This is a genomic window from Tumebacillus lacus (assembly GCF_026410385.1).
GTDB classification, from domain to species: Bacteria; Bacillota; Bacilli; order Tumebacillales; family Tumebacillaceae; genus Tumebacillus; species Tumebacillus lacus.
The window spans coordinates 254230-277892 of the sequence record NZ_JAPMLT010000003.1 but is presented as its reverse complement, the minus strand read 5'-3'; the positions used below and the strand labels follow the sequence as shown (position 1 = coordinate 277892).

Genomic DNA, 23663 nt, shown 5'->3' with positions numbered 1-23663 from the left:
ACTACGGTATGCAGACGCCTCGATTCGGGAAGGGACAGATACCCCGGTTGCCCCGGCATTTGTCTTTCGATTACAATGGGGGACAGGCAGATGAAGGGAAATCGGAGGAGAACAACATGAGTGAAACACAAACGCCGCGCTATGTGGAATACGCGCTGACCGTCGCCGCACAGCGGTCGGATGAGGCGGTCGCGCGGCTGCAGGGGCGCGGCATCGAATATGTGTGGGTCGACGCGCCGATTGAGACGTTCGTCATCGAGGACGGCTACGGCTATCGGGAGGCGGATGTGGACGAGGTGACGGTGCGCGCCTACGAAGAGATCGCGCCGGAGCTCGAATTGACCGAGCAACGGCTGGAAGAACTGCGGAGCAGCATGGCGGCGTGGATGGCCGAGGGCGGATATGCCGGGGAGCTGACGATCACGGTGCCGGAGCCGGTGACGGAAGACCCGGCGTACGCGTTTACCGCCGTCGAGGTCAAACCGGGGCTGATGATCCGTCCGCCGTGGGATGAGGAGCGTTTGGACGGCGAGCGCACGCTGGTGATCGAACCGGCCGCCGCGTTTGGCACCGGCGAACACCCGACCACCAGACAGTGCATCGAACTGATGGACGATCTGGTGCGTCCGGGCGATCAGGTGGCCGACCTCGGAGCGGGCTCGGGGATCTTGAGCCTCTTTGCCAAGCAAAAAGGAGCGGAGCGGGTCGTCGCCGTCGATCTGGAGCTGTCGGCGGAAAACGTGATCCGCCATCACATGGAGCTGAACGGCATCGAAGGGATCGAGATCAAGATCGGTGACGTCCACGACGAGTTTGCCGGTGTGACGGACGCGTACGACCTCGTCGCGGTGAACATCGGCGGCAAGGAGGCGATCTTGCTGGCCGACCTTTGCCACCGGATCGTAAAAGGGGACGGCGTGTTGCTCCTCTCCGGCATCGTCGAATGGATCGAGGAGGAAGTGGTCCGCGTCTATGCCGACCTCGGCTGGCACGTGACGGCCCGCCTGCAAGGCGACGAGTGGCTGACGATGGCGTTGCGGCGGGGGGAGCTGTCGTGAGCGAACGGAAACCGCGTGCGGTGGCACTGGGCATCGTCGTGCACGAAGGCGCGGTGCTGATGGAGAAATTGTACGGGGAGCATGAGCATGGCACCGGTACGTTTTACCGTCCGCCGGGGGGTGGCATCGAGTATAGGGAGCACTCCCGTGAGGCGGTCGTGCGCGAGATGCGTGAGGAACTGAACGCGGAGGTGGAGGTGCTGGAGTACCTCGGCTGCGTGGAAAACGTCCTCGGTACGGAAGAGGACGGCCTGCACGAACTGTTGCAGCTCTACCACGTCCGTTTCCTCGACGAGAGCCTCTATGCTCGCGGTGACCTGCGCATCCTCGACAACGGGCTCACCGACAACCCGGCCGTGTGGGTACCGATTGTCGATTTTTCGAGATGGGACCGGCAATTGTACCCACTGGGGATCGGGGAGTTGCTGACCGAATGGTAGGGAAAAAGGACGGTCTGAGTGACCGTCCTTTTTTGCGTGGTGCAAGCTCGCACTCTCTCACACAAACGGAAATCTCCTCCTCGGCGGTTGCCTGAGCATCCGGTTCATCAAGTCGATGTCGAGGATCAGGCTCGGCAGAAGATCGCGAAACATCGCGATCAGGCCGATGCAGGAGGCGATCTCGCGGGGGGAGAGCACTTGGCGCAGGCGCCTTGGCGAGAGCGGCAACGGGTAGGGGAGGCGGTGGACGAGTACTTGGGCACGGTCGAGGAGGTGGCGGCGCTGTTCTTGGTACCACGGTTCGTGCAGGTAGGGATAGATCTCCTGCCACGCCCCGGTGAGAAACGTCGGATACTGCGCCAACGCCCGGTACTGGCTGGCCGGGCCGGATGCCCGCTGTGCATCGACAATCTGCTTCAGCAACGCTTGCAGGTGCGGCGGGGCCGATTCGACGCGCACCAGCGGGATCGGCCTTGGAAAGGCGGCGGGGATGCCGGGCGGGAGGAACTCTCCATCGTTTACAGATGTACCATTTCCGGCGACAGGTCGCTCCGACAGCGCTTCGTACCAAGCGGTGACGATCAACAGCTCTTTGGCGTTGGCATCATGAAACACCGGCAACAAAGCGGCCGCTCCGCGCAGGTCGCGGTGCGTGACGTACGGCGGCAGAGGAGGCACGGGAACGTCGGGAGGAGGCACGGCGCGCAGTTCGTCCGCCGCTTCCTCAAACGAACGGGACAGGAGATTGGGACGGCTGGTCTCGACGGCGTACTGCAGGAACGAGGGGTAGAAGGCCAACGTGCGGAACAGGTAGGGGACGATGGGGACGTGCATCGTCGCTTTGATGTGGTGGTACAATCTGCGCAGCCGGCCGCGCGCTTCTCCTTCCAGGATCTCGGGGATGTACACGGCCGCAGCTCCTTTCACAGGAATGTTGCATTATCTTATTTTGTCGAATGAAAAAAAAGAACGGATCACCGGAAAGTGACCCGTTGCAAAGAAGCGCGCACGCTCTGATACATCGGCAAAAGACGGCAGAATAGCACCGTCAAGATCTCCATCAGCCCGGCGATCAAGAACATCGCCCGTACCCCGATCACCGTCGAAAGCGACGTGCCCGTCGAAATCGAAAGCAGCGAGATCGGCCCGGTGATCGGTCCGAACGCCCCGTAGACCCGGCCGCGCATGCCCTCCGGCACGATGGTCTGGATCAGCGTGTCCTGGACGATCTGCGTCACCGAGTTGACGATCCCGAACAAGGCAAAGCAGGAGACGGCCAGCCACACCGTCTGGCTCATGGAGAACAACACCACGAGACAGCCGTCAAACGCCAGCGAGCCAAACAGCAGCCAGAGCATGTTCATCCGGCGAATCAAACGCGGCGTAAAGAACGCCCCGATCAGCCCGCCGATCCCGAGCGCGGAAAACAGGATCCCGGTCACCGACGACACTTCGTCAGGGGAGGCGAGATGCTGATCGACAAAGACGTAGGTCAGCGTGCCTTGCATCCCCATCGCCAGCGTGAAGCACATCATGAAGATAAAGATATACACAAGGATCGGCTCCGTGCGGATGTACGCGACCCCCTCCCGCACCTCCTGCCACATCCCGGGCTGAGGCGCGCCGTCTTCGCCGCGTTCGGCCGACACGTCTTTGACGCGGATCAGCAGCAGAGCGGCGGCCGGCAGGAAATACGTCCAAAAGTCGATGGCGTAGGCCATTTTGTACCCCAGCGCGCCGACGAGAGCCCCGGCCAACGCCGGTTTGAAGATCTGCAAAAAGTTGTTCAGCGTGGCGAGGAAGGCGTTCATCGTCACATACTGATCCGGCCGGACCAAAAGCGGCAACAACGCCCGATGCGGCGGCTGCTCAAACGCGCCGAACGTCGAGTGCAGCCCGACCAGCACGAACAACTGCCACAGTTCGGTCGAGAAAAACATCCCCGCCACCGTCAAGCCGCGCAGCACAAAGGCGGCGATTAACAGCGTCCGCTTGGACATCCGGTCGGCGAGCAGGCCCGCGTAGGGGGCGATCAGGATGCCGGGCAGGATCTCCAAGATCGTCGCGACGCCCAGCGCCATCGCGTTTTGGTGCAGCTGATAGATCTGCGCCCAGATCGCAAACAAGGTCATCACCGAGCCGAAGCTGGCGAGATAATAGGCGAACACATACACCGTAAAATCACGCCTCGCCAACAGTTCGCGGTAGAGGCTCCATTCCGATTTCATCACATTCCGTCCTTTCTTCTTAGCGCGATTATCCTGCGAAGTTCACGCGTTGTCAATGTGATATAATAAATGGAGAAACAACGCCTGACACTCAGGAGGGAATCGAACTCATGGAAGTGATCAAAATCTCGCCGCGCGGCTATTGCTACGGCGTCGTGGATGCGATGGTGCTTGCTCAACAGGCGGCCAAAGACCTCGATCTGCCGCGTCCGATCTATATACTGGGCAAGATCGTCCACAATCAACACGTCGTCGACGCGTTTGACGAGCAAGGCATCATCACCGTCGACGGAGCCGACCGGCTCGAACTGCTGGAGCAGATCGACAAAGGCACCGTGATCTTCACCGCCCACGGCGTCTCGCCGGAAGTGCGGGAAAAGGCGGCGCAAAAGGGCCTGACCGTCGTCGACGCGACCTGCCCGGACGTGACCAAAACGCACGATCTGATCCGCGAAAAAGTGGCAAAAGGCTATGAGATCGTCTATGTCGGCAAAAAAGGCCACCCGGAGCCGGAGGGCGCGCTCGGCGTCGCCCCGGACAGAGTCCATCTCGTGGAAAACGCGGCAGACGTTGAAAATCTGCGGATCGAGGCGGAGCGCATCCTCGTCACCAACCAGACGACGATGAGCCAGTGGGACACCAAAGCACTGATGAACGAAGTGCTGAAAAAGTACCCGCACGTCGAGATCCACAACGAGATCTGCCTCGCCACCCAGATCCGCCAAGAAGCGGTCGCCCAGCAAGCGGGCGCGGCCGACCTGACCATCGTCGTCGGCGACCCGTCCTCGAACAACTCGGGCCGCCTCGCTCAGGTCTCGCAGGAGATTGCGGGCACGCCGGCCTATCGCGTCGGCGACGTGTCGGAGATCGACATCGAGTGGCTCAAAGGCATCAAAAAAGTCGCCGTGACCTCCGGCGCGTCCACCCCGACGCTGATGACCAAGGAAGTGATCGATTTTCTGGAGCAGTTCGACCCGGAGGACGAGTCGACGTGGAACACGGAGAGCAAAGTGCCGCTGGCGAAGATCCTGCCGCGCATCAAAGAAAAGTCGAAGTAACTCGAAACCCTCTCTTTCTACAAAAAGAGAGGGTTTTTTTACGTATAAAAGTAGACACTCCGGGAATAACCTGAAACACGTAAAGGAGGGTGACAGAGATGAGCCAAATCCGTTATGAAGTGATCGAGGATCTGTCCGCACTGCCGCAGGAGGTGCAGCAAGGCCTGCAAGGCAAGCAGCAAAGTGAAGGCCTCACCGTCGTCGAGGCGGAAGGCGCGACCTACGCGCTGCTCTCCCTCGGGGAGAGGCCGACCGGCGGCTACACCATCGAGGTGCAGCAGGTCATCGAGTCGGCCGGCCGTATCGAGATCCACGCCAAGGTGAAGGAACCGGCGGCCGGGTTGAGCGTGATTCAGATGATCACCTATCCCGCACTCGTCGTCAAACTGCCCGAAACCGGCAAGCCGGTCGAGTGGAAGCAAAAGTAACAGCGAGCGCATGTCGAGAGGGCACCTGATCGAGAGGTGTCCTTTTTATGTTGATGACAGACCTGTTGATTCATGAGATAATAGATGTTAGTCATATAGAAAATGAATATTAACGATATACAGGCTTATCATTGATAACAGGGGGCACAGCATGAAGATCAAGGGTAAGGTCGTATTGTTGTTTGCAACATTGTTTACGATTGGGACGCTGGCGATGACGATCTTCTCGTCTTACACGATGGAGAAGGAGATCACGACGGCGGCGACTGAAAAGTTAAAATCGGACCTTGCGTTCGGCCGGACGCTGTTCGACGAAAAATATCTGGGCAGTTGGTCGGTGAAGGGAGATCAGCTCTACAAAGGCGCGACGTTGATCAACGGCAACTACGAGATCGTCGACCGGATCGGCAAACTGACCGGCAATACCGCCACCGTTTTTTTGCAAGACACGCGAGTCGCCACCAACGTGATCAGCGGCGACCAGCGGGCGGTCGGCACCAAGATCAGCGAGGCGGTCGCCGACATCGTGCTCAAAAAAGGCGAGACGTACATCGGCGAGGCGGACGTGCTGGGCACGCGCTATCTGGCCGCCTATGAGCCGATTCTGGACGAAAAAGGGCAGATCATCGGCATTTGGTATGTCGGCGTGCCGTACAGCACCTATGACACGATCATCGCGCATTTCAATCAAAATCTGTATCTCTTCGGAGCGGTCGGGATGTTGGTCGCCGTCGCGTTTCTCTATTTCCTCATCGGCTACTACGTCCGCCCGCTTTTGCGGGTGACGCAGACCGCCCGCCACGTCGCGGCAGGCGATCTGAGTGTCGAGGAGGTCCGCGCGGGGAGCAAAGACGAGATCGGGCAACTGGCCACGGCGGTCAACGACATGGTCGCCAACTTGCGCGGTCTGATCGGGCAGGTGGGCGACACGGCAGCCCAGGTGGCGGCCGCGTCGGAAGAGCTGTCGGCCAACACCGACCAAGCGACTCGCGCCACCGAGCAGATCACCTTGACGATCCAAGACGTGGCCACAGGGGCGGAGCAACAACTCAACGGGGCGACGGAGAGCGCGGCGGCGATCCATCAGATGGCGACCAGTCTGCAGCGCATCTCCGGCACCACCGAAGACGTGGCCGCCGCTTCCCGGGCGACGGCAGACGAGGCGGAGCAAGGCACAGACTCCATCCGCCGCGCAGAAGGGCAGATGGGCCAGATCTCGGCTGTCGTTCGCGAGACGGCAGACGATGTGCTGCGGCTGGAGTCGCGCTCGCAGGAGATCGACCAGATCGTCGGCGTGATCACCGGCATCGCCGAACAGACCAACCTGCTCGCCTTAAACGCCGCCATCGAGGCGGCCCGCGCCGGCGAGCAAGGGCGCGGATTTGCGGTCGTCGCCGACGAGGTGCGCAAATTGGCCGAGCAGTCCGGCGCATCGGCCGGGCAGATCGCCGAGTTGATCCGTCTGATCCAGTCAGACACGAACCGCGCCGTCGCCGCCATGGGACAGGTGACCCGCGAGGTGGAATCGGGCACGGAGATCGTTCACGAGGCGGGCCGCGCCTTCGAAAACATCGTCACCTCCGCCCGCACCGTCGCCGCTCGCATCGAGCAGGTCAATCTGGCGTCCGCAGAGATCGCATCGACCTCCGACACGGTGTCCGACACCGTCGAGCAGGTCACCCGCATCGCCCAGGACTCCTCCGACAGCGCACAGAGCGTCGCCGCCGCATCCGAGCAGCAACTCGCCTCGGTGCAGGAGATCGCCGCGTCCGCCGTGTCGCTGAGCGAGATGGCGCAAGAGTTGCAGGAGATGGTCGGAAAGTTTAAAGTCTAGACGGCAAAACGAAAGAACGCCTCACTCCGTTCACCGGAGAGAGGCGTTCTTTTTTTTGTTTACTGCGCGGGCAAAGCCAAGGCCGCGATGCGGTCCAGATGCGGGTTCAACTCCGGCAGGGCCAGCGTATGCAGATAGGCGATCATCCCTTTGATGATCACCGGCTGCGGCTCCGCTTTTGCCAGCTCGTCGGTGAGCACGAGCAGCGAGGACTCGATCTCTTCACGCCGATCCGGCGGTAAACCGAGGCTCGCGAGAAGGGAGCGGATCTGATGGATCTCGCTGGCGATGCCAAAGCCTGCTGCCGGGAGGAACTGGTGGATTCGGTCGGGGGACAGCAGCGGCGGTTGCCCTTTGGCGATCATGCCGCGCATCAGGTCGTCCAATCGCTCCAGCAGGTACAGGGCGATCGGTTTCGTTTCGTACTCGATGTTGTCGAGTGTCAGGTGGTGCATGTACTCGACGGTCATCGCGGAGAACATCATCGCCGCATCGAGGGAGTAGGGCTGCCCCTCCGCTCCGTACATCTCGATGATGCAAGTCTGGTACCAAGACAGCGACTGCGCCCGCAGGTTTAAGATCAGCTTGCCGATCTCTTCGTTGATCTCAAACCGCTCTTTCATCAGCATCTGGAAAAAGTCGCGGGATTCGCGGTGCCGGTCGAAGTTTTCCATGAGCAGTTTGAACATTTTATCCCGCGGGCTCAGGCTTTTGTCATCGGAGACGAGATGGAACTGTTGCAAGATCTGGTCGATGTGATATTCGAACACGGAGACGAACAGATCTTCTTTTGATTTGAAGTAAAAGTAGAGGGAACCCTTGGCGATGCCAAGGGTGTCCGCTATTTCTTGAATCGAGGTGGCGTGGTAGCCTTTTTGCGCAAACAATCGAATCGCTGCTTCTATGATCTGCCGCTTTTTTTCGTTCATTCTGCCGCGCGTCCTTTTTTCCGGAACTTCATCAGGAATTCATAGACGATCGGGACGATCAGCAGGGTGAGCAGCGTGGACGAAGCGAGACCGCCGATGACGGTGACGCCTAGGCCTTTCGAGATGATGCTGCCGCTCGTGCTCTCATAGCCCAAGGCCAGCGGGAGCAATGCACCGATGGTGGCGAGCGCGGTCATCAGGATCGGGCGCAGGCGGGTGCCGGCCGCTTCGAGCAGGGCTTCGCGGGTGGAGAGGCCTACCTTTTCCTTGTGGATGACGCGGTCGATCAGCACGATGGCGTTGGTGACGACGATGCCGATCAGCATCAGAGCGCCCATCATCGCCGATGCGGAGAGCGTCTCGCCGGCGATCAGCAGGCCGACCAGACCGCCGATGACGGTAAACGGCAGCGAGAACAAGATCGCAAACGGTGCCAGTCCGCCGCCGAACGTGATGACGAGCATCAGGTAGACGATCGCAACGGCCGCCAGCATCGCGAGGCCGAGTTGGGTAAACGTTTCGTTGATCTGCTCGGTGACGCCGCCAAACTCGACGTTGATCGTTGGCGGCAGGTCGAGTTTGTCGATCTCCGCCTGCAGGTCGGACGATGCTTTGGCCACGTCTTTGGCGGTGATATCCGCTTTGATCTCGACGTACATGCGGCCGTCTTTGCGGGTGATCGTGTCAGGCGAGGTGCCCGTTTCCACCGTCACGACGTCTTTGATCGGCACCGCGCCGCGCACCGGCGAGGTCAGCAGCGAATTTTCGATGTCGCCGATGCTCTTGTATTCTTCCTGGTTGACGTTGAGGTACACCGGGTACGATTTGCCGTCGATCTCGATGTTTGTCAACTCCGTGCGGCCGCGCGGCGGGGTGAGTTTCATCGCCACAAGACCTGCGGTCAGGCCGAGCTTGCTCAACTGTTGCTGGTTGGCGACCAGCGTGTATTGCTCGTACGATTTGGACAGAGAGGATTGGATCTTTTCAAAGTCGGCGTCGTCTTTCATCACGGCTTGGACTTTTTCGACGGCCGTTTTGATCTCTTCCGGCGAGTCGCCGTAGACGTTCAAGGCCAGTTGCGAACCGCCGACACCGCCGCCGCCCATGTCCTGCTGTTTCCACTCGCCTTTGGCGCCGAGTTTGGCGAGGTCGGTGAGGACATTTTCTTTTTCGGCTTCGAAGTTTTCAAACTCGCTCTCGTAGAGAAGGTAGAACAGGGCGCCTTTTTGCGGGCCGAAGCTCATCGGAGTCGATCCGCCGACCGAGTATTGCAGGTTGGCGACGCCTGCGCGTTCGAGGAGCATCTTTTCCGCGTCGAGGGCCCGTTGCTCCACGTCGGCGCTGCGCTCGCCCGCAGCCGGCGTGTAGGTGACCATCATGTATTTATCCTCCTGCTCCGGGAGGAAGGAGACGCCGATCACCGGCACGAGCGAGAAGGAGCCGATCAGGATCAACACGGCGAGGCCGAATGTGATCAACTTGTGATTGAGCGACCAGGTCAGGACTTTCTTGTAAAAGCGGGCCAGCGCGCCCGGCTTGTCGTCGTGGACGCGGGAGGACTTCAGCCCGTTTTTAAACAGAGAGTGACCGAGCATCGGCACGACGGTGATCGCCACGAGCAAGGAAGCGAGCAGGGCGAAGACCATCGTCAGAGCGAACGGCATGAACAGTTGTCCGATCGGGCCGCTGACGAGGCCGAGCGGGAAGAATACCGCGATGGTGACAAGAGTCGAGGAGAGGATCGGCACGAACATCTCGCGGGTGGACTCGCGGATCAACTCTTTGCCTTTCAGTTCCTCCGATTTGAGCGACATGCGGCGATAGATGTTTTCCACGACGACGATGGAGTCGTCGACGACGCGGCCGATGGCGACGGTCATCGCCCCGAGCGTCATGATGTTCAAGGTGATGTCGAGCTGTTTCAAGATCACCAGAGCGATCAGCAAAGAGAGCGGGATCGAGATGATCGAGATGATCGTGGTGCGGATGTTGCGCAGGAACAGCAGGATGATCACGATGGCGAACAGAGCGCCAAACAGCGCTTTGGAGATCATCGTGTCGATGGAGTCTTCGATCGGCTTGCCTTGGTCGATCATCGTCACCGCTTTGATGCCTGCATGGTCCGCTTCGATGCGGGACGCTTCTTCCTTGACAGCGTTGACGACGGACACGGTGTTGGCATCCGGGCCTTTGACGATGTTGATGCCGATCGATTCGCTGCCGTTGGTGCGGGAGATCGACTCCGCTTTGCCGACGACTTGGAGATCGGCGATCTCCGACAGTTTGACCGTCGGGATCTCGACCGGCACAGCCGGAGCGACAGGCGCGGTCGGGGCGGCAGCAGGCGCTTGTCCAGCCGGGGCTTTGCCGCTCGGAGCTGCCATGCCGCCCGGAGCGGAAGCGCCGGCACCGCCGGTCGACGGGATCGCGGGGATCGCGAGGTTTTTCAGGTCGTCGAGCGTGGTGATGTTGCCGTCGACGACGACGATCTTGTCCGCTTGGTCCAGTTCAAACAGGCCGAGCGGCACTTTCACAGCGGAGCCTTGGATCAGCCCTTTGACTGTGTCTTCGCTGATGCCGAGCTGCGCCATCTTTTCCGTGTTGTACGTCAGTTGCACTTCTTTCACATGCTGGCCGGACACTTGCACGTCCGATACGCCCGGCAGACCTTCCAGCGACGGTCTGACTTCGCTTTCCACGAAGCGGGTCAATTCTTCCAACGACCGGTTCTCACCCGTGATGCTCAGCGAGACGACGGGAAACGCATTCAGAGAAAAGCGGTTGATCGACGCTTCCTGCGCGCCCGCCGGCAGTTTGATGCCGGAGATCGCGTCGCGCACGTCGCTCTGCGCTTTGTCCATGTCTTGGTCGTAGTCGTATTCGACGACGATCTGGGAGGAATTCTCCATCGAGGTCGAAGAGACGGTTTTCACGCCTTGAAGATTTTTGATCCGCTGTTCCAGCGGCTTGGAGATCTGCTCGGCCACCTCTTCCGGCGATGCGCCCGGATAGACGGTGGACACAGCCAAGATCGGCACGTCCAGATTGGGCATGATCTCTTGCTTCATGTTGATGCCCGCATACAAACCTGCGACCGTCACGATGATCGTGAGAATCCACAGGGCAAACTTGTTGTTTAAGGAAAAATTGATAATCCCCCGCACAGAACCACTCCTCATTCTCTACTCGTTCTCTATCAGTTGAACGTTCGGTCAAATCGGGTTTGACCGCTGAGTCATACCTCTATACCTTACCCGATTCGCCTTTCGGAATACAAGTGTCGACCCCGCGTTCAAATGTGAAGAAACTTTGACTTCACGCGGTGGACTGTAAAAAAGGAAAACGCCGGGCTCCCGACGGGGCACGACGTTTTCATGAGAAGGGTTCGACAGTCAGTGGTATTCGATATCTTCCAAGTCGGGCCAGTCCGTGTCATCTGCTGCGGCGACAGGGACGACCGGACTTTCGAAGCCGATCATTTTCGAGAAGATCTCGTCCGCTTCTTTCAGGTAGGCGCTCGCACCGGAGGGCAGTCCGTGGTTGCGCCACATCCAGCCCAGATGGTAGGCGATCTCGCCGGTCAAAAGCAAGAGAGCGGGATAGTTTTTGCTCAGTCGATACGCTTTGGTAAATGAAGTCAGGGCTTCTGCGTGGTCTTGGGTCGACAAGTAGGCCTTGCCAAGACGATAATAGATCTGCGGTACAAACTCCCGCTCGTCCGGATTGGCGTCGTGCAGGCTGTCAATGCGCGTGAGGATCGAGACGTAGAGGTCGATGGCATCTGCCACCGATCCTGACAGCATCAGATGATCCGCCCGGTACAAACGCAGTTCGATCTGCTGATGACGAGGCAGGAGGCCCGTCGCGTCGCTCGATCCGTCACAACTGGCGAGCAGGTTCCCGGCCTGCTTGTGATCTTTTGCTTCCAGGAACGCTTTGATCAGCAAAAGTTTTGCCGTCGCCGCCATCTGCTTGCGACGGGCTGTCAGCAGTTCTTCGACCGGAATCGCCAGCCGTTTGGCGAGCCGCTCGGTCAGGATCTCGCATGGAACCATGCGATCCGCCTCGATTTGTTGGAGGGTCGACCGAAAACAGATCTCCGCTGCCAATTCACTTTGCGAGAGACTTCGCTCGGTGCGAAGTGATTCTATCAGTTGGCCTAGCGTCAACACGTTTCACCGCCTCTTCCCATCAGAGTTATCCATAATACTACAACAATTTACGAAAATTGTCACATTACAGGAACTTTACCAGAAGGTGGAGACATGTAAAAACCAGCGAGCAGAGGGCTCGCTGGTCTGAAATCGCAGGTGAGCGGAGCGATGATTACTCCGGCATCGTCCCGGTGTAGTTGGATTGCGGGCGGATGATCTTGCCTTTTGCCGCCTCGAGGACGTGCGCGCTCCAGCCGACGGTGCGGGAAACGGCGAAGGACGGGGTGAACAGTTCGTCCGGCAGACCGATCGCACGCATGACAGCCGCTGCGTAGAACTCGACGTTGGTTTCCAGCGGACGGTTCGGCTTGTGCTCTTTGAGCAGGCGCAGCGCGATTTGCTCGACGTGGACAGCCAGGTCGAACCACTTGTCTTCTGCGGTCAACTCCGAAGCGACCTTCGACAGCGCGATGGCGCGCGGGTCGGTGGTGCGGTAGATGCGGTGGCCAAAGCCCATCAGACGTTCGCCGGCAGCCAGTTTCGCTTTGATCCACGGCTCGGCGTTTTCCTTGGTGCCGATCGCTTCGATCATCTCGGTGACTTCGGACGGTGCGCCGCCGTGCAGCGGACCTTTCAGTGCGCCGATGGCGCCAGTGATCGAGGAGACGAGGTCGGAGCGGGTCGACGCGATGACGCGCGCGGTGAACGTGGAAGCGTTCAGACCGTGCTCCTGGGTGAGGATCAGGTACGCGTCAAACGCGCGGACGTGAGCGGTCAGGGGCTCTTCGCCTTTGAGCATGTACAGGTAGTTCGCCGTGTGGCCGAGGTCGGTGCGCGGTGCGACCGGCTCGCGGTTGTTCAGGCGAGCGTAGCGGTGTGCGATGATCGTCGGCAGTTTGGCGGTGAGGTAGATGATTTGATCCAGAGTCGGCGGCCAGGTATCGCCTGCCAGCGGCAGGGATGCAACACCCGTGCGCAGAACTTCCATCATATCCATATCGTCCGGCATTGCGTCCACAACCGCTTTCACGTGCGCCGGCAGTTCGCGGTTTGCCACCAATTTCGCATTCAGATCAGCCAGTTCCTGTTCGGACGGCAGGTGTCCGTACCACAGGAGATGAGCGACTTCTTCGAACGTATTGTTGATGGCGAGGTCACGCGCCCAATGGTTGCGATAGACGAGATGGCCTTTCAAGCCGTCTACCAAGCTAAGATCCGTTTCTGCGACGACAACGTTTTCAAGACCGAGCGAGATCAAGTTTTCCATATTCGTCCACTCCCTTCATAGTTACTTTCATTATATCTTCACAATTCAAGCAGGAGAAATAGAGATTAATAGCGTATTTGATTATAAAACATAATCGGTTCGGGGTGAATCAGACTGGATATCAAACTGCTTCGAACTTTTGTGATGATGACAAAAGAGTTAAATTTCCATCGGGCGGCCGAGCGATTGTACCTTGCGCAGCCGACGGTGACGGTACATATTCGCCAGTTGGAGGAGCATGTCGGCTACCCGCTGTTTGAACGCACGGGGCGCAAAGTGCGGCTGACGGCTGCCGGTGAGCGGTTTCGCCTGCATGCCGACCGGATTCTGGAAGCGCATGACGAAGCCTTGTCCGACCTGGCCCGCTGGAAGGCCGGGTACGACGATCGGCTCGATCTGCTGCTTTCGCCGCTGTGCGCCGAGCATGTGCTCCCCCCTTTGTGGAAAAAGTTCATGACCCGCCACCCGAACGTCGAAGTGCGCATCTACACGACCCGCTCGCCTTCGGTCGGGCCCGGCATCGCGGCCGGCCGCTCGCACGTCGGGCTGGCCCGCATCCCGTCCTCGCATCCGGATACGGAGACGCGCATCCTGAACGAGGATGAAGTGGTGTTGATCGCGCCCGCCTCCATCGATCCGGAGACGGCCGACTATCGCGATCTGCTCGCCGTCCAGCCGCTGCTGACGAAAAATCATCCCGAGTACTGGGAGGAGATCATTCATCAGCTCCACGATCATCAGATGCTGATCCGCCCGATGCCGGTCTCACAGGTGCACGTCACGCGCCGACTGATCGCCGAAGGGTTCGGCGTGTCGTTCCTGCCTCGCCTCGCGATCACGGAGGATGTGGCGGCCGGCCGGATGGTCGTGATCCCGACGCCCGACTTGCGGCTGCCCAAGTCGTACACTTACGTCATCACGCCGCGCAACAAAGACCTTCCTCGTGCGGCCCTCGATTTTTTGAGTTTACTCGAACAAGACGATTCTCATTCATGACTGGACGACAGGGCAGAGCTGTGATAGGATGATTTTGGCAACGGAAACACACAATTGCATAGCGTGACGGGAGCTTGGTTGAACCAGGCTGAGAGGATGGGAATGCTACCATCGACCGTATAACCGGATCAGGGTAATGCCTGCGGAGGGAATCATCACATTTTTTGCGTGTACAGCCGCGGGATTTTTCTAAATCCTCGCGGCTTTTTTTGTTGCCCATCTTTTTTGAAGCACCACTCATCCCTGACTAGGAGGTCTTTTAAAATGGAAAAGATCGGGATTGCGGCGTTTCCGAACAGCCGCAAAGTGTATGTAGAAGGATCGAGAACAGACGTCCGGGTGCCGATGCGCGAGATCGCGCTGTCGCCGACGTATCGCCGCGACGGCAGCGTTGAAGAAAACGGCTCTCTGCGCGTCTATGATACCAGCGGCCCGTACACCGACGATACGGTCGTCACCGATGTCCGCAAAGGTCTGCCCGCGCTGCGCCGTCACTGGGTGCTCGAGCGGGACGACGTCGAGGAGTATCAAGGGCGCGAGGTGCAACTGATCGACGACGGCATCCGCGACGAAGACGATAAATTGGCCAATCGCGAGACGTTTCCCGGCCTGACCCGCCGTCCGCTGCGGGCCAAACCGGGGCGGATCGTCACGCAGATGCATTATGCCAAAAAAGGGATGATCACGCCGGAGATGGAGTTTATCGCCCTGCGCGAAGGACTGGAGCCGGAGTTTGTCCGCGCCGAAGTGGCTGCGGGACGGGCGATCATCCCGAGCAACATCAACCACCCGGAGAGCGAACCGATGATCATCGGCCGCCATTTCCATGTCAAGATCAACGCCAACATCGGCAACTCGGCGGTCACCTCCTCCATCGAAGAGGAAGTGGAGAAAATGACGTGGTCGGTCCGTTGGGGCGCCGATACGATCATGGACCTCTCCACCGGCAAAAACATCCACGCCACTCGCGAGTGGATCATCCGCAACTCGCCGGTCCCGATCGGCACCGTGCCGATCTACCAAGCGCTGGAAAAAGTCGGCGGCAAGGCGGAGGAGCTGACGTGGGAGATCTACCGCGACACGCTGATCGAACAGGCGGAGCAAGGAGTGGACTATTTCACGATCCATGCGGGTGTGCGCCTGCCCTACATCCCGCTGACCGCTTCCCGCAAGACGGGCATCGTCTCGCGGGGCGGCTCGATCCTTGCGGCGTGGTGCCTGGCGCATCACGAGGAGAATTTCCTGTACACCCACTTCCGGGAGATCTGCGAGATCCTCGCGCAGTATGACGTCGCCTTTTCGCTCGGCGACGGTCTGCGTCCGGGTTCGATCTACGATGCGAACGACGAAGCGCAGTTCGCCGAACTGCGCACGCTCGGGGAACTGACGCAGATCGCGTGGGAGTACGACGTGCAGGTGATGATCGAAGGGCCGGGCCACGTGCCGATGCACAAGATCAAGGAAAACGTCGACATCCAGATGGAGATCTGCAAAGAGGCACCGTTCTACACGCTCGGGCCGCTGACGACCGACATCGCGCCGGGCTACGACCACATCACGTCGGCGATCGGTGCGGCGATGATCGGCTGGTGGGGCACGGCGATGCTGTGCTACGTCACACCCAAAGAACACCTCGGCCTTCCGAACAAAGAGGACGTCAAAGAAGGACTGATCGCCTATAAGATCGCCGCCCACGCCGCCGACCTCGCCAAAGGCCATCCGAACGCGCAGCAGCGGGACGACGCGCTGTCCAAAGCGCGGTTTGAATTCCGCTGGCAGGATCAGTTCAACCTCTCCCTCGACCCGGAGCGCGCCCGCGAGTATCACGATGAGACGCTGCCGGCCGAACCGGCCAAGACGGCGCACTTCTGCTCGATGTGCGGGCCGAAGTTCTGCTCGATGAAGATCTCGCAGGACATCCGCGAATACGCAGGCACGCACGGGATCACCGTGGAAGAGGCGTTTGACGCCGGGCAGGAAGAAAAGTCGAAAGAGTTCCGCGCCGCCGGAGCCAACGTGTACCGCTAGGGGATTTGTTCTTTTGCACTTTTTGGGAAAACGTGGCATGATGGGGAAAAAGGAGACGTGAGACGATGAGCATTCTGGTGATCTACGGCAGTTCCCGCAAAGACGGTAACTCCGATACGCTGGCTCGCACCGCGCTGAAAGGCGTGCCGCATACGGAAGTCCACCTCATGGAGAAAAACATCCTCCCCATCGAGGACAAACGCCACGACCCGGCCGGGTTTCGCCCGCTCGGCGACGACTACGACGAAGTGATCCAAGCGGTCCGCGAACACGACACGCTGGTGTTCGTCACGCCCTTGTACTGGTACGGCATGTCGGGCTTGATGAAAAACTTCGTCGACCGCTGGTCGCAGAGCCTGCGCTCGCCGCACTTTGACTTCAAAGCGGAGATGGCGCAAAAGCAAGCGTACGTCGTCATCACCGGCGGTGACAACCCGCGCCTGAAAGCCCTGCCGCTGGTGCAGCAGTTCCAATACATCTTCGGCTTCATGGGCATGACGTTCGCCGGGTACCTCATCGGGCAAGCGAACGCACCGGGCGACATCGAACACGACGCACGGGCTCTCTTTGAAGCGGGTGAATGGAACAAGATGTGGCAGAAATAAAAAAGGCGGCTCTGCGGAGCCGTCTTTTTTATCCCTTTATTTCTTTTTCACCGTGCCGCCCTGCTGCTGAATCCCAGGCCGTCTTTTTTTCGCGTACGTGCTGGCGGACAAGTTGATCAGCATAAAGAAAGAGAAGATCCACCCGTATGCCACCACGCCCATCAGCCAGAGCGGGATCGTGCCGCCGCCCGCTTTGATCCGGTACCAGAGCGTCGTGCCGCCGACGGCCAGCAAAAACGACACGAACGTCAGGGCCGCTTTCACGGTTTGATCCCTTCTTTCAATTTCACCTGCAACGCGAGCAGATCGTCCGGCAGCGGCGCTTCGAACGTCATCCGCTCACCCGTGGTCGGATGCGTGCAGGAGAGGCGGGACGCGTGCAACGCCTGCCGCTTCAACAGGCGGGTGCCGACCTGCCCGTACTGGCGGTCGCCGATCAGCGGATGCCCGACGTGGGTCATGTGGACGCGGATCTGATGCGTGCGCCCCGTCTCCAACTCCAGACGGACGAGCGACGCATGCTCATACGTCTCCACCACCTCATAGCGGGTCAAGGCAAACTCGCCCGCATGGGGACGCACAGCCCGCAGGCTGGGATTTTGCTTGTTCTTGCCGATCGGCGCGTCGATCGTGCCGCTCTTTTCGGCGATCTCGCCGTCGACGAACGCGAGGTACTCGCGGTGCAGATCCCGTTCGCGCAGTTGCCGGTCGAGATGCTGATGGGCAAACGCCGTTTTCGCCACGGCGAGCAGACCGGACGTGTCGCGGTCGATCCTATGCACGGGTCGGACTTTCGCCGACAGTCCCTGTTGCTGAAAGTGATAGGCGATCCCGTGCGAGAGCGTGCTCGCCTGCGTCTCGTTCAAGGGATGCACGAGCAAAAACGGCGGTTTGTTTACGATGAGCAGATCGGCGTCCTCATAGACGATCTCAAGCGGCATCTCCACCGGCGTCAGGCCTGACTCTTCTTGGAAGGAGAGGGCGGCTTTCACCACGTCGCCCGCTTTGACCGGCTTTCCGAGAAAGGCCGGTCGGCGGTTGAGGTGAATCCCTTTGGAGCGGGTCAATTTTTGAATCATCCGGCGCGAGATCTGAAGCGGCCCGGTGAGGATATCCTGCACGGTCTGTCCGGCTTCCGCTTCGGTGACGGTGTGTTCGGCATAGCGGCGTTTCGTCACGGCAAATCATTCCTTTTCTGTTTGTCTTCTCTCAATATATCAAAAAGAGCAGCGGCAAGGGCTGCTCTTTTCGCGGTGCGTGGGTTTACTTCGACTTTTGTTTGAAAGTGTTGCACATGGTCGCGGCAGAGTTTTTCGCGTAGTCTTTGTGCACGCCGTCGCCGATCTCGCCCGTTTCCGAAGAGAAATCTTTGTTGGCATGAGCGTCGATCTCTACGAGAATCTTGTCAGCCACACAAGCGCCGCCTTGAGCCCAATACGTGCAGTTGCTTACGGAACAACGTACTTCCGGCATCCACATGCACTCCTCTCTCAAATGGGGTCTGAGGATAGTATCTCCCGGACCCCGTGGGGAACACATGGCAATATTTATAAGAAGCGGCTTTGATGCTTTAGCACCTAACAGCGCATACTTGCACAGATGGCAGAAGAGTTGATACGCTATGCTTGAAAATTATGAAAGCGGTTTACCTGTAAAAGGTACCTATAGAGTGAGGAGGCATGTGTTTCATGGCAGATCAATACGATTTTCTCCCTATTCGTCATGTGGACTATGTAGAGTTCTGGGTAGGCAACGCCAAGCAATCGGCGTACTACTTCGCGCAGGCATACGGCTTTAAGCCGGTCGCGTTCAAGGGCCTGGAGACGGGCTCGCGTGACAAAGTTTCCTATCTGATGGTGGCGGGCGACATCCACGTCGTACTGACCGGCACCCTGTCGGATGACACCGACATCGCCGCTCACGTCAAGCTGCACGGCGACGGCGTAAAAGACATCGCGATGCGCGTCGACAGCGCAGAGCAAGCGTACAACGAAGCGATCAAGCGCGGTGCCAAATCGGCGATGGAGCCGACCGTCATCTCCGACGAAAACGGCACCGTCAAACTGGCTGCGATCCAAACGTACGGCGAGACGATCCATACCTTCGTCGAGCGCGACGACTACAAAGGCATCTTCCTGCCGGGCTTCGTGCCGTACACCGGTCCGATCACCGCTCGCGACACCGGCCTCGTCGCGTGCGACCACATCGTCGGCAACGTCGAAGAAGGCAAGATGGAAGAGTGGGTCAAGTTTTACGCGGACGTGCTCGGCTTCTCGCAGTTGATCTCCTTCGATGACCAAGACATCTCCACCGAGTACACGGCGCTGATGTCCAAAGTGATGCAAAACGGCACCGGCCGCGTCAAGTTCCCGCTCAACGAGCCGGCGCAAGGCAAGAAGAAATCGCAGATCGAGGAGTACCTCGACTTCTATAAAGCACCGGGCGCGCAGCACATGGCGTTGCTGACCCATGACATCCTGCACACCGTCTCCGAACTGCGCAAAAACGGCGTCGAGTTCTTGAGCGTGCCGGACACGTACTATGAAGACATGAAACACCGCATCGGCGACATCGACGAAGAGATCGAAGCGATCAAAAAGCTGAACTTGCTCGTCGACCGCGACGAAGACGGCTACCTGCTGCAGATCTTCACCAAGCCGACCATGGACCGCCCGACCTTCTTCTTTGAGATCATCCAGCGCAAAGGGGCCAAGTCGTTCGGAAAAGGCAACTTCAAAGCCCTGTTTGAAGCGATCGAGCGTGAGCAAGAGCTGCGCGGGACGCTGTAAGCATGAAATACGTCACCTACCAGCACCCCGCTGACGGTGCGCGCGCCGGCTTTTTGCACGGTGCGCACATCGTCGATCTCGAGCGGAGTTGCCAGTGGGCCCAACACAAAGGGCGCTGCGATCTGCAGCGTCCTCTGCCAGTTGCCCTGCTGGCCTTTTTGGAAGGCGGACCGGAGATGGGGGCGAGGGCAAGAGAGATCGCCCGGCTGCTCGACGAGGTCGGCGTGGAAGGACTTGATTTTGTCCTTCCTGCGCACGGCACGCCGTTGCTCTCCCCGTTGCCGACGCCGCGCTCGTTCCGCGACTTCTACGCGTTTGAAGAGCATGTGAAGACCGCCCGCGGCCGCCGCGGTCTGGAGATGGTGCCGGAATGGTACCACTTCCCGGTGTTCTATTTCTCCAACCACAACGCATTTGTCGGCCCGGAGCAGGACGTGCCGCGTCCGCGCTATACCGAGTGGCTTGACTATGAGCTCGAGATCGCCTGCGTGATCGGCAAAGAAGGGCGCGACATCACGCCGGAAAACGCGCTGGAGCACATCGCCGGTCTGGCGGTGCTCAACGATTGGAGCGCACGCGACATTCAGCGCGAAGAAGTGAAAGTGGGCCTCGGACCCGCAAAAGGCAAAGACTTTGCCACTTCGATGGGCCCGTACCTGCTCACGCTCGACGAGTTGGAAGACGTGCGGGACGGGGCGCGCTGGAACTTGACCATGACCGCCCGCGTCAACGGCCGGGAACTGTCGCGCGGCAATGCCCGGCAGATCTATTTCTCCTTTGCCGAACTGATCGCCCGTGCGTCTGACGGCGTCACCTTGTATCCGGGCGACGTAATCGGTTCGGGCACGGTCGGCACCGGCTGCATCTTGGAACTCGGCACCGACGTGCACCGTTGGCTCGAACCGGGCGATGTGGTCGAGATGGAGATCGAACGCCTCGGGATCTTGCGAAATCGTATCGTCTGAAAATAAGTATCTATATATAGTAGAAAGGGGGCTGACAGTATGCCGTTTTATCATAAATTGGGCGAGATCCCTCGCAAACGTCATACGCAATATCGCAAGCCGGACGGTTCGCTGTATCGTGAGCAATTGATGGGGACGAAAGGCTTCTCCGGCATTTCTTCGCTGCTCTATCACACCAACCCGCCGACGCAGGTGCTTCGCGCGGAAAAGGTGCGCGATATCGTGTTGGAAGCAGCCGAGCAAGGACCGCTGGTGCACCGTCATTTTTTCACTGCAAAGCTGGAAAAGGGCGGCGACCCGATTGACGGCCGCGTGCCGTTGCTGTTCAACGACGATGTCACGCTGTCGCTCTGCCAGCCGACGGAAGCGATGGACTATTTCTATCGCAATGCGGAGCAAGACGAGGTGCTGTACGTGCATTACGGCACCGGCCATCTCGAAACCGTATTTGGCACGCTGGAATACCGGGCGGGCGACTATCTCGTGATCCCGATGGGCACCACCTATCGCGTCGTCGTGGATCAGCCGAGCAAGTTTTTCGTGATCGAGTCCAACTCGGCTGTTGAAACGCCGAACCGCTACCGCAACAACAACGGGCAACTGCTGGAGCATTCGCCGTTCTGCGAGCGTGACATCCGTCCGCCGTCGCAACTCGTCACGCACACCGAGCAGGGCGAGTTTGAGGTGCGGGTAAAAGCGAGAAACATGCTGACCGCGTATTTCTTTGATTTCCATCCGCTCGATGTGATCGGCTGGGACGGGTATCTGTTCCCGTACGCGTTCAACATCGAAGACTTCGAGCCGATCACCGGTCGTCTGCATCAGCCGCCGCCTGTGCATCAAACCTTCCAGGCGCACAACTTCGTCATCTGCTCGTTTGTGCCGCGCCTGTATGACTATCACCCGGAGTCGATCCCGGCGCCGTACTTCCACTCCAACATCGAGTCGGACGAAGTGCTGTATTATGTCGACGGCAACTTCATGAGCCGCAAGGGCATCGAGGAAGGGTCGATCACCTTGCACCCGATGGGCATCCCGCACGGCCCGCATCCGGGCACCATCGAGGCATCCATCGGCAAAAAAGACACGATGGAGCTCGCCGTGATGGTCGACACGTTCCGTCCTCTGCATGTGGCGAAAGTGGCGGAGAGCGTGGAAGACCCGGGCTACATGTCTTCTTGGTTACCCAAAGAGTAAACGGAAGCGAGGAAGAGACATCTCATGCACATCGATCCGGCAGGCATGCCTTGGAATGACGTCTATAAATACTTGATCGGCGCGGTGTTGCCGCGTCCGATCGCCTTCGTTTCCACTGTTGACGGAGAGGGTCGGACCAATCTGGCGCCCTTCTCCTTCTTCACCGTGGTCGCAGCCAACCCGCCGACGATCTGCTTCTCCGCGATGCGTCGCGGCTCGGACGGCGCGAAAAAGGACACGCTCCGCAACATCGAGGACACAAAAGAGTTTGTCGTCAACATCGTCTCCGAAGGCATCGTGCCGCAGATGAACCAGACGGCGGGCGAGTACCCGCACGGCGTCTCCGAATTTGACCAGTCGGGGCTGACCCCGGTCGCTTCGCACAAAGTGAAAGCACCGCGCGTGGGGGAGTCGCTCGTCAACTTCGAATGCCGCTTGACGCAGATCGTCGAGATCGGCGGCGACGAGGCGGGCGCAGGCGCGCTGATCCTCGGTGAGGTGATCGCCCTGCACGTCGACGAGTCGGTGCAGCGCGAAGGCAAGGTCGGCATCGACACCGCCGCTCTGCAGCCGGTCGGTCGTCTGGCCGGCAGCGACTACGTGCGGGTAACCGACACGTTCGAACTGGAACGCAAAAAGTAAGAGGCAGCGCACAAAAAAAGACCGACAGCCTCCAAGGCTGTCGGTCTTTTCGTTGTGTTACGCGTACCGCTTGGCGATGCGCTCCAGGCGCGAGGTGTGCTTGAGCAGGTCGAGGCGAGCGAGTTCCGCTTCCGGTGCGCTCGGGCGCAGGCCTTCGACATCCCAGTACTCCATCAGCACTTTCGTCACTTGGTTGTAGAAGTGCGACGGACCGTAGGAAGCTTCGCGGGCGATCGTCTTCATGCGCTGCTCGTAGTTCGGCATGTTGTGTCCCGGCATGAAGAAGTTCTTCAGCACGTTCGACACATAGATGATGTAGTTCGGCTCCAGCTCCAGATGGGCTTTTACGACGTCGCGGTAGAAGGCGAAGTGCAACGCCTCGTCCTTCGCCAAACGGCGCAGCAGCGTCCCGAGAGCCGGGTCATACGGCGTTGCAGCTTTGGCGACGTTGTTGTAGAAGACCAGCGTCGCCAACTCTTGCATCGAGGCGTAGGAGATCGCTTCGATCGGCGTGGTGAACGAAGACTCAAAGCCGCCCTTCACGACCGTCTTGCGCAGTTGGTGGAGTTCGTTCGGGCAAGAGTTGCGGGTGAGCAGCAGGTAGTTTTCCAGCAGGTTGCTGTGTTGGTCTTCTTCGGCGACCCACGTGTGGATAAACTCCTTCATCACATCCAGCGAACCGACGAACGTCGACGACAGGTAGGTCGTGAACCAGGGCAGGTTGACTTCTGTGAGCAATGCTGTTTCAATGGCAGAGTAGATAGCAGGCGGCAGAGGGCGTTGTTCGATGGTCCAAGGGTGCTCTTTGTAGGAGCGACCCAATTCCCACGGAACAAATTCGTGGTAGCTCCAATCTATTTTTTCAGCGCGTTCCAAGTGGTCATTGTACAGGTCGATCAGGCGCTGTTCCAGTCGATGGTCAAGGTGTGGCAGTAGGATCATTCAGATGCCTCTTTTCTATTGATAAAGTAGACGTGTGTGCCTTCAGTATAGACTGCGAGTCAGAAAACTTCGATAGCAAAGTTTGGGACTTTTGTCGTCTGGC

At 59.2% G+C, this 23663-nt stretch carries 22 protein-coding genes; 12 read left to right on the top strand and 10 right to left on the bottom strand.

Going from position 1 to position 23663, the window contains the following annotated elements; genetic code table 11:
- Positions 1–116 precede the first annotated feature (116 nt).
- Both OS242_RS08625 and OS242_RS08620 read left to right on the top strand, forming a co-directional pair.
- Positions 117–1058: a 50S ribosomal protein L11 methyltransferase gene (locus tag OS242_RS08625; protein ID WP_267151272.1), complete on the top strand. Its 942-nt coding sequence runs from the start codon at positions 117–119 to the stop codon at positions 1056–1058.
- Complete coding sequence (locus tag OS242_RS08620) at positions 1055–1498, top strand: NUDIX domain-containing protein (protein WP_267151271.1); 444 nt, start codon at positions 1055–1057, stop codon at positions 1496–1498. The genes OS242_RS08625 and OS242_RS08620 overlap by 4 nt, the downstream gene beginning before the upstream one ends.
- 57 nt (positions 1499–1555) lie before the next feature.
- Here the strand turns inward: OS242_RS08620 and OS242_RS08615 are convergent, their stop codons facing one another.
- On the bottom strand, positions 1556–2407 hold the full coding sequence (locus tag OS242_RS08615; protein WP_267151270.1) for a halocarboxylic acid dehydrogenase DehI family protein: 852 nt from the start codon (positions 2405–2407) through the stop codon (positions 1556–1558).
- 65 nt (positions 2408–2472) lie between these two features.
- On the bottom strand, positions 2473–3726 hold the full coding sequence (locus tag OS242_RS08610; protein WP_267151269.1) for an MFS transporter: 1254 nt from the start codon (positions 3724–3726) through the stop codon (positions 2473–2475).
- A gap of 110 nt (positions 3727–3836) precedes the next feature.
- Between OS242_RS08610 and OS242_RS08605 the strand changes: the two genes are divergently transcribed.
- From OS242_RS08605 to OS242_RS08595, 3 genes are all read left to right on the top strand, one after another.
- Positions 3837–4784: a 4-hydroxy-3-methylbut-2-enyl diphosphate reductase gene (locus OS242_RS08605; RefSeq protein WP_267151268.1), complete on the top strand. Its 948-nt coding sequence runs from the start codon at positions 3837–3839 to the stop codon at positions 4782–4784.
- A gap of 98 nt (positions 4785–4882) precedes the next feature.
- Positions 4883–5212, top strand: a complete 330-nt coding sequence (locus tag OS242_RS08600) for a protease complex subunit PrcB family protein (protein WP_267151267.1) — start codon at positions 4883–4885, stop codon at positions 5210–5212.
- Between the two features lie 151 nt (positions 5213–5363).
- Entirely contained in the window at positions 5364–7046 is a 1683-nt protein-coding gene (locus tag OS242_RS08595; RefSeq protein WP_267151266.1) for a methyl-accepting chemotaxis protein, read from the top strand.
- A 59-nt stretch (positions 7047–7105) separates the two neighbouring features.
- Here OS242_RS08595 and OS242_RS08590 read toward each other — a convergent pair whose 3' ends face one another.
- From OS242_RS08590 to OS242_RS08575, 4 genes are all read right to left on the bottom strand, one after another.
- Entirely contained in the window at positions 7106–7975 is an 870-nt protein-coding gene (locus OS242_RS08590) for a TetR/AcrR family transcriptional regulator (RefSeq protein ID WP_267151265.1), read from the bottom strand.
- The gene (locus tag OS242_RS08585; protein WP_267151264.1) at positions 7972–11139 is read right to left on the bottom strand and encodes an efflux RND transporter permease subunit; all 3168 of its coding nucleotides are present in this window, start codon (positions 11137–11139) and stop codon (positions 7972–7974) included. The genes OS242_RS08590 and OS242_RS08585 overlap by 4 nt, the downstream gene beginning before the upstream one ends.
- A gap of 228 nt (positions 11140–11367) precedes the next feature.
- Positions 11368–12147, bottom strand: coding sequence for a helix-turn-helix domain-containing protein (locus OS242_RS08580; RefSeq protein WP_267151263.1), 780 nt, complete (start codon positions 12145–12147; stop codon positions 11368–11370).
- 154 nt (positions 12148–12301) lie between these two features.
- The gene (locus OS242_RS08575; RefSeq protein WP_323372923.1) at positions 12302–13396 is read right to left on the bottom strand and encodes a citrate synthase/methylcitrate synthase; all 1095 of its coding nucleotides are present in this window, start codon (positions 13394–13396) and stop codon (positions 12302–12304) included.
- Positions 13397–13504: 108 nt separating this feature from the next.
- Here OS242_RS08575 and OS242_RS08570 point away from each other — a divergent pair, with 108 nt between their 5' ends.
- The 3 genes from OS242_RS08570 to OS242_RS08560 all read left to right on the top strand — a co-directional run bounded on the left by OS242_RS08570 (position 13505) and on the right by OS242_RS08560 (position 17025).
- Entirely contained in the window at positions 13505–14392 is an 888-nt protein-coding gene (locus OS242_RS08570) for a LysR family transcriptional regulator (RefSeq protein ID WP_323372928.1), read from the top strand.
- 264 nt (positions 14393–14656) lie between these two features.
- A complete protein-coding gene (thiC, locus tag OS242_RS08565; protein WP_267151262.1) occupies positions 14657–16420 on the top strand; it encodes a phosphomethylpyrimidine synthase ThiC in 1764 nt (587 codons plus the stop codon).
- Between the two features lie 65 nt (positions 16421–16485).
- Positions 16486–17025: a flavodoxin family protein gene (locus OS242_RS08560; RefSeq protein WP_267151261.1), complete on the top strand. Its 540-nt coding sequence runs from the start codon at positions 16486–16488 to the stop codon at positions 17023–17025.
- 36 nt (positions 17026–17061) lie between these two features.
- Here OS242_RS08560 and OS242_RS08555 read toward each other — a convergent pair whose 3' ends face one another.
- The 3 genes from OS242_RS08555 to OS242_RS08545 form a co-directional block, all read right to left on the bottom strand.
- Positions 17062–17289: a hypothetical protein gene (locus OS242_RS08555; protein WP_267151260.1), complete on the bottom strand. Its 228-nt coding sequence runs from the start codon at positions 17287–17289 to the stop codon at positions 17062–17064.
- On the bottom strand, positions 17286–18203 hold the full coding sequence (locus OS242_RS08550; protein WP_267151259.1) for an RluA family pseudouridine synthase: 918 nt from the start codon (positions 18201–18203) through the stop codon (positions 17286–17288). Before OS242_RS08550 ends, OS242_RS08555 begins: the two co-directional genes overlap by 4 nt.
- Positions 18204–18288: 85 nt before the next feature.
- On the bottom strand, positions 18289–18498 hold the full coding sequence (locus tag OS242_RS08545) for a DUF1540 domain-containing protein (protein ID WP_267151258.1): 210 nt from the start codon (positions 18496–18498) through the stop codon (positions 18289–18291).
- A 215-nt stretch (positions 18499–18713) separates the two neighbouring features.
- On the opposite strand from OS242_RS08545, the gene hppD reads away from it, so the two are divergent.
- From hppD to OS242_RS08525, 4 genes are read left to right on the top strand one after another with little or no spacing between them, the layout of a single operon-like run.
- Positions 18714–19814: a 4-hydroxyphenylpyruvate dioxygenase gene (gene hppD / locus OS242_RS08540; protein WP_267151257.1), complete on the top strand. Its 1101-nt coding sequence runs from the start codon at positions 18714–18716 to the stop codon at positions 19812–19814.
- A 2-nt stretch (positions 19815–19816) separates the two neighbouring features.
- The gene (locus tag OS242_RS08535; protein WP_267151256.1) at positions 19817–20779 is read left to right on the top strand and encodes a fumarylacetoacetate hydrolase family protein; all 963 of its coding nucleotides are present in this window, start codon (positions 19817–19819) and stop codon (positions 20777–20779) included.
- A 39-nt stretch (positions 20780–20818) separates the two neighbouring features.
- On the top strand, positions 20819–21976 hold the full coding sequence (locus tag OS242_RS08530; RefSeq protein ID WP_267151255.1) for a homogentisate 1,2-dioxygenase: 1158 nt from the start codon (positions 20819–20821) through the stop codon (positions 21974–21976).
- Positions 21977–22000: 24 nt separating this feature from the next.
- Positions 22001–22618: a flavin reductase family protein gene (locus OS242_RS08525; RefSeq protein ID WP_267151254.1), complete on the top strand. Its 618-nt coding sequence runs from the start codon at positions 22001–22003 to the stop codon at positions 22616–22618.
- A gap of 57 nt (positions 22619–22675) precedes the next feature.
- Here the strand turns inward: OS242_RS08525 and OS242_RS08520 are convergent, their stop codons facing one another.
- Positions 22676–23557: an acyl-ACP desaturase gene (locus tag OS242_RS08520; RefSeq protein ID WP_267151410.1), complete on the bottom strand. Its 882-nt coding sequence runs from the start codon at positions 23555–23557 to the stop codon at positions 22676–22678.
- Positions 23558–23663: the final 106 nt, after the last annotated feature.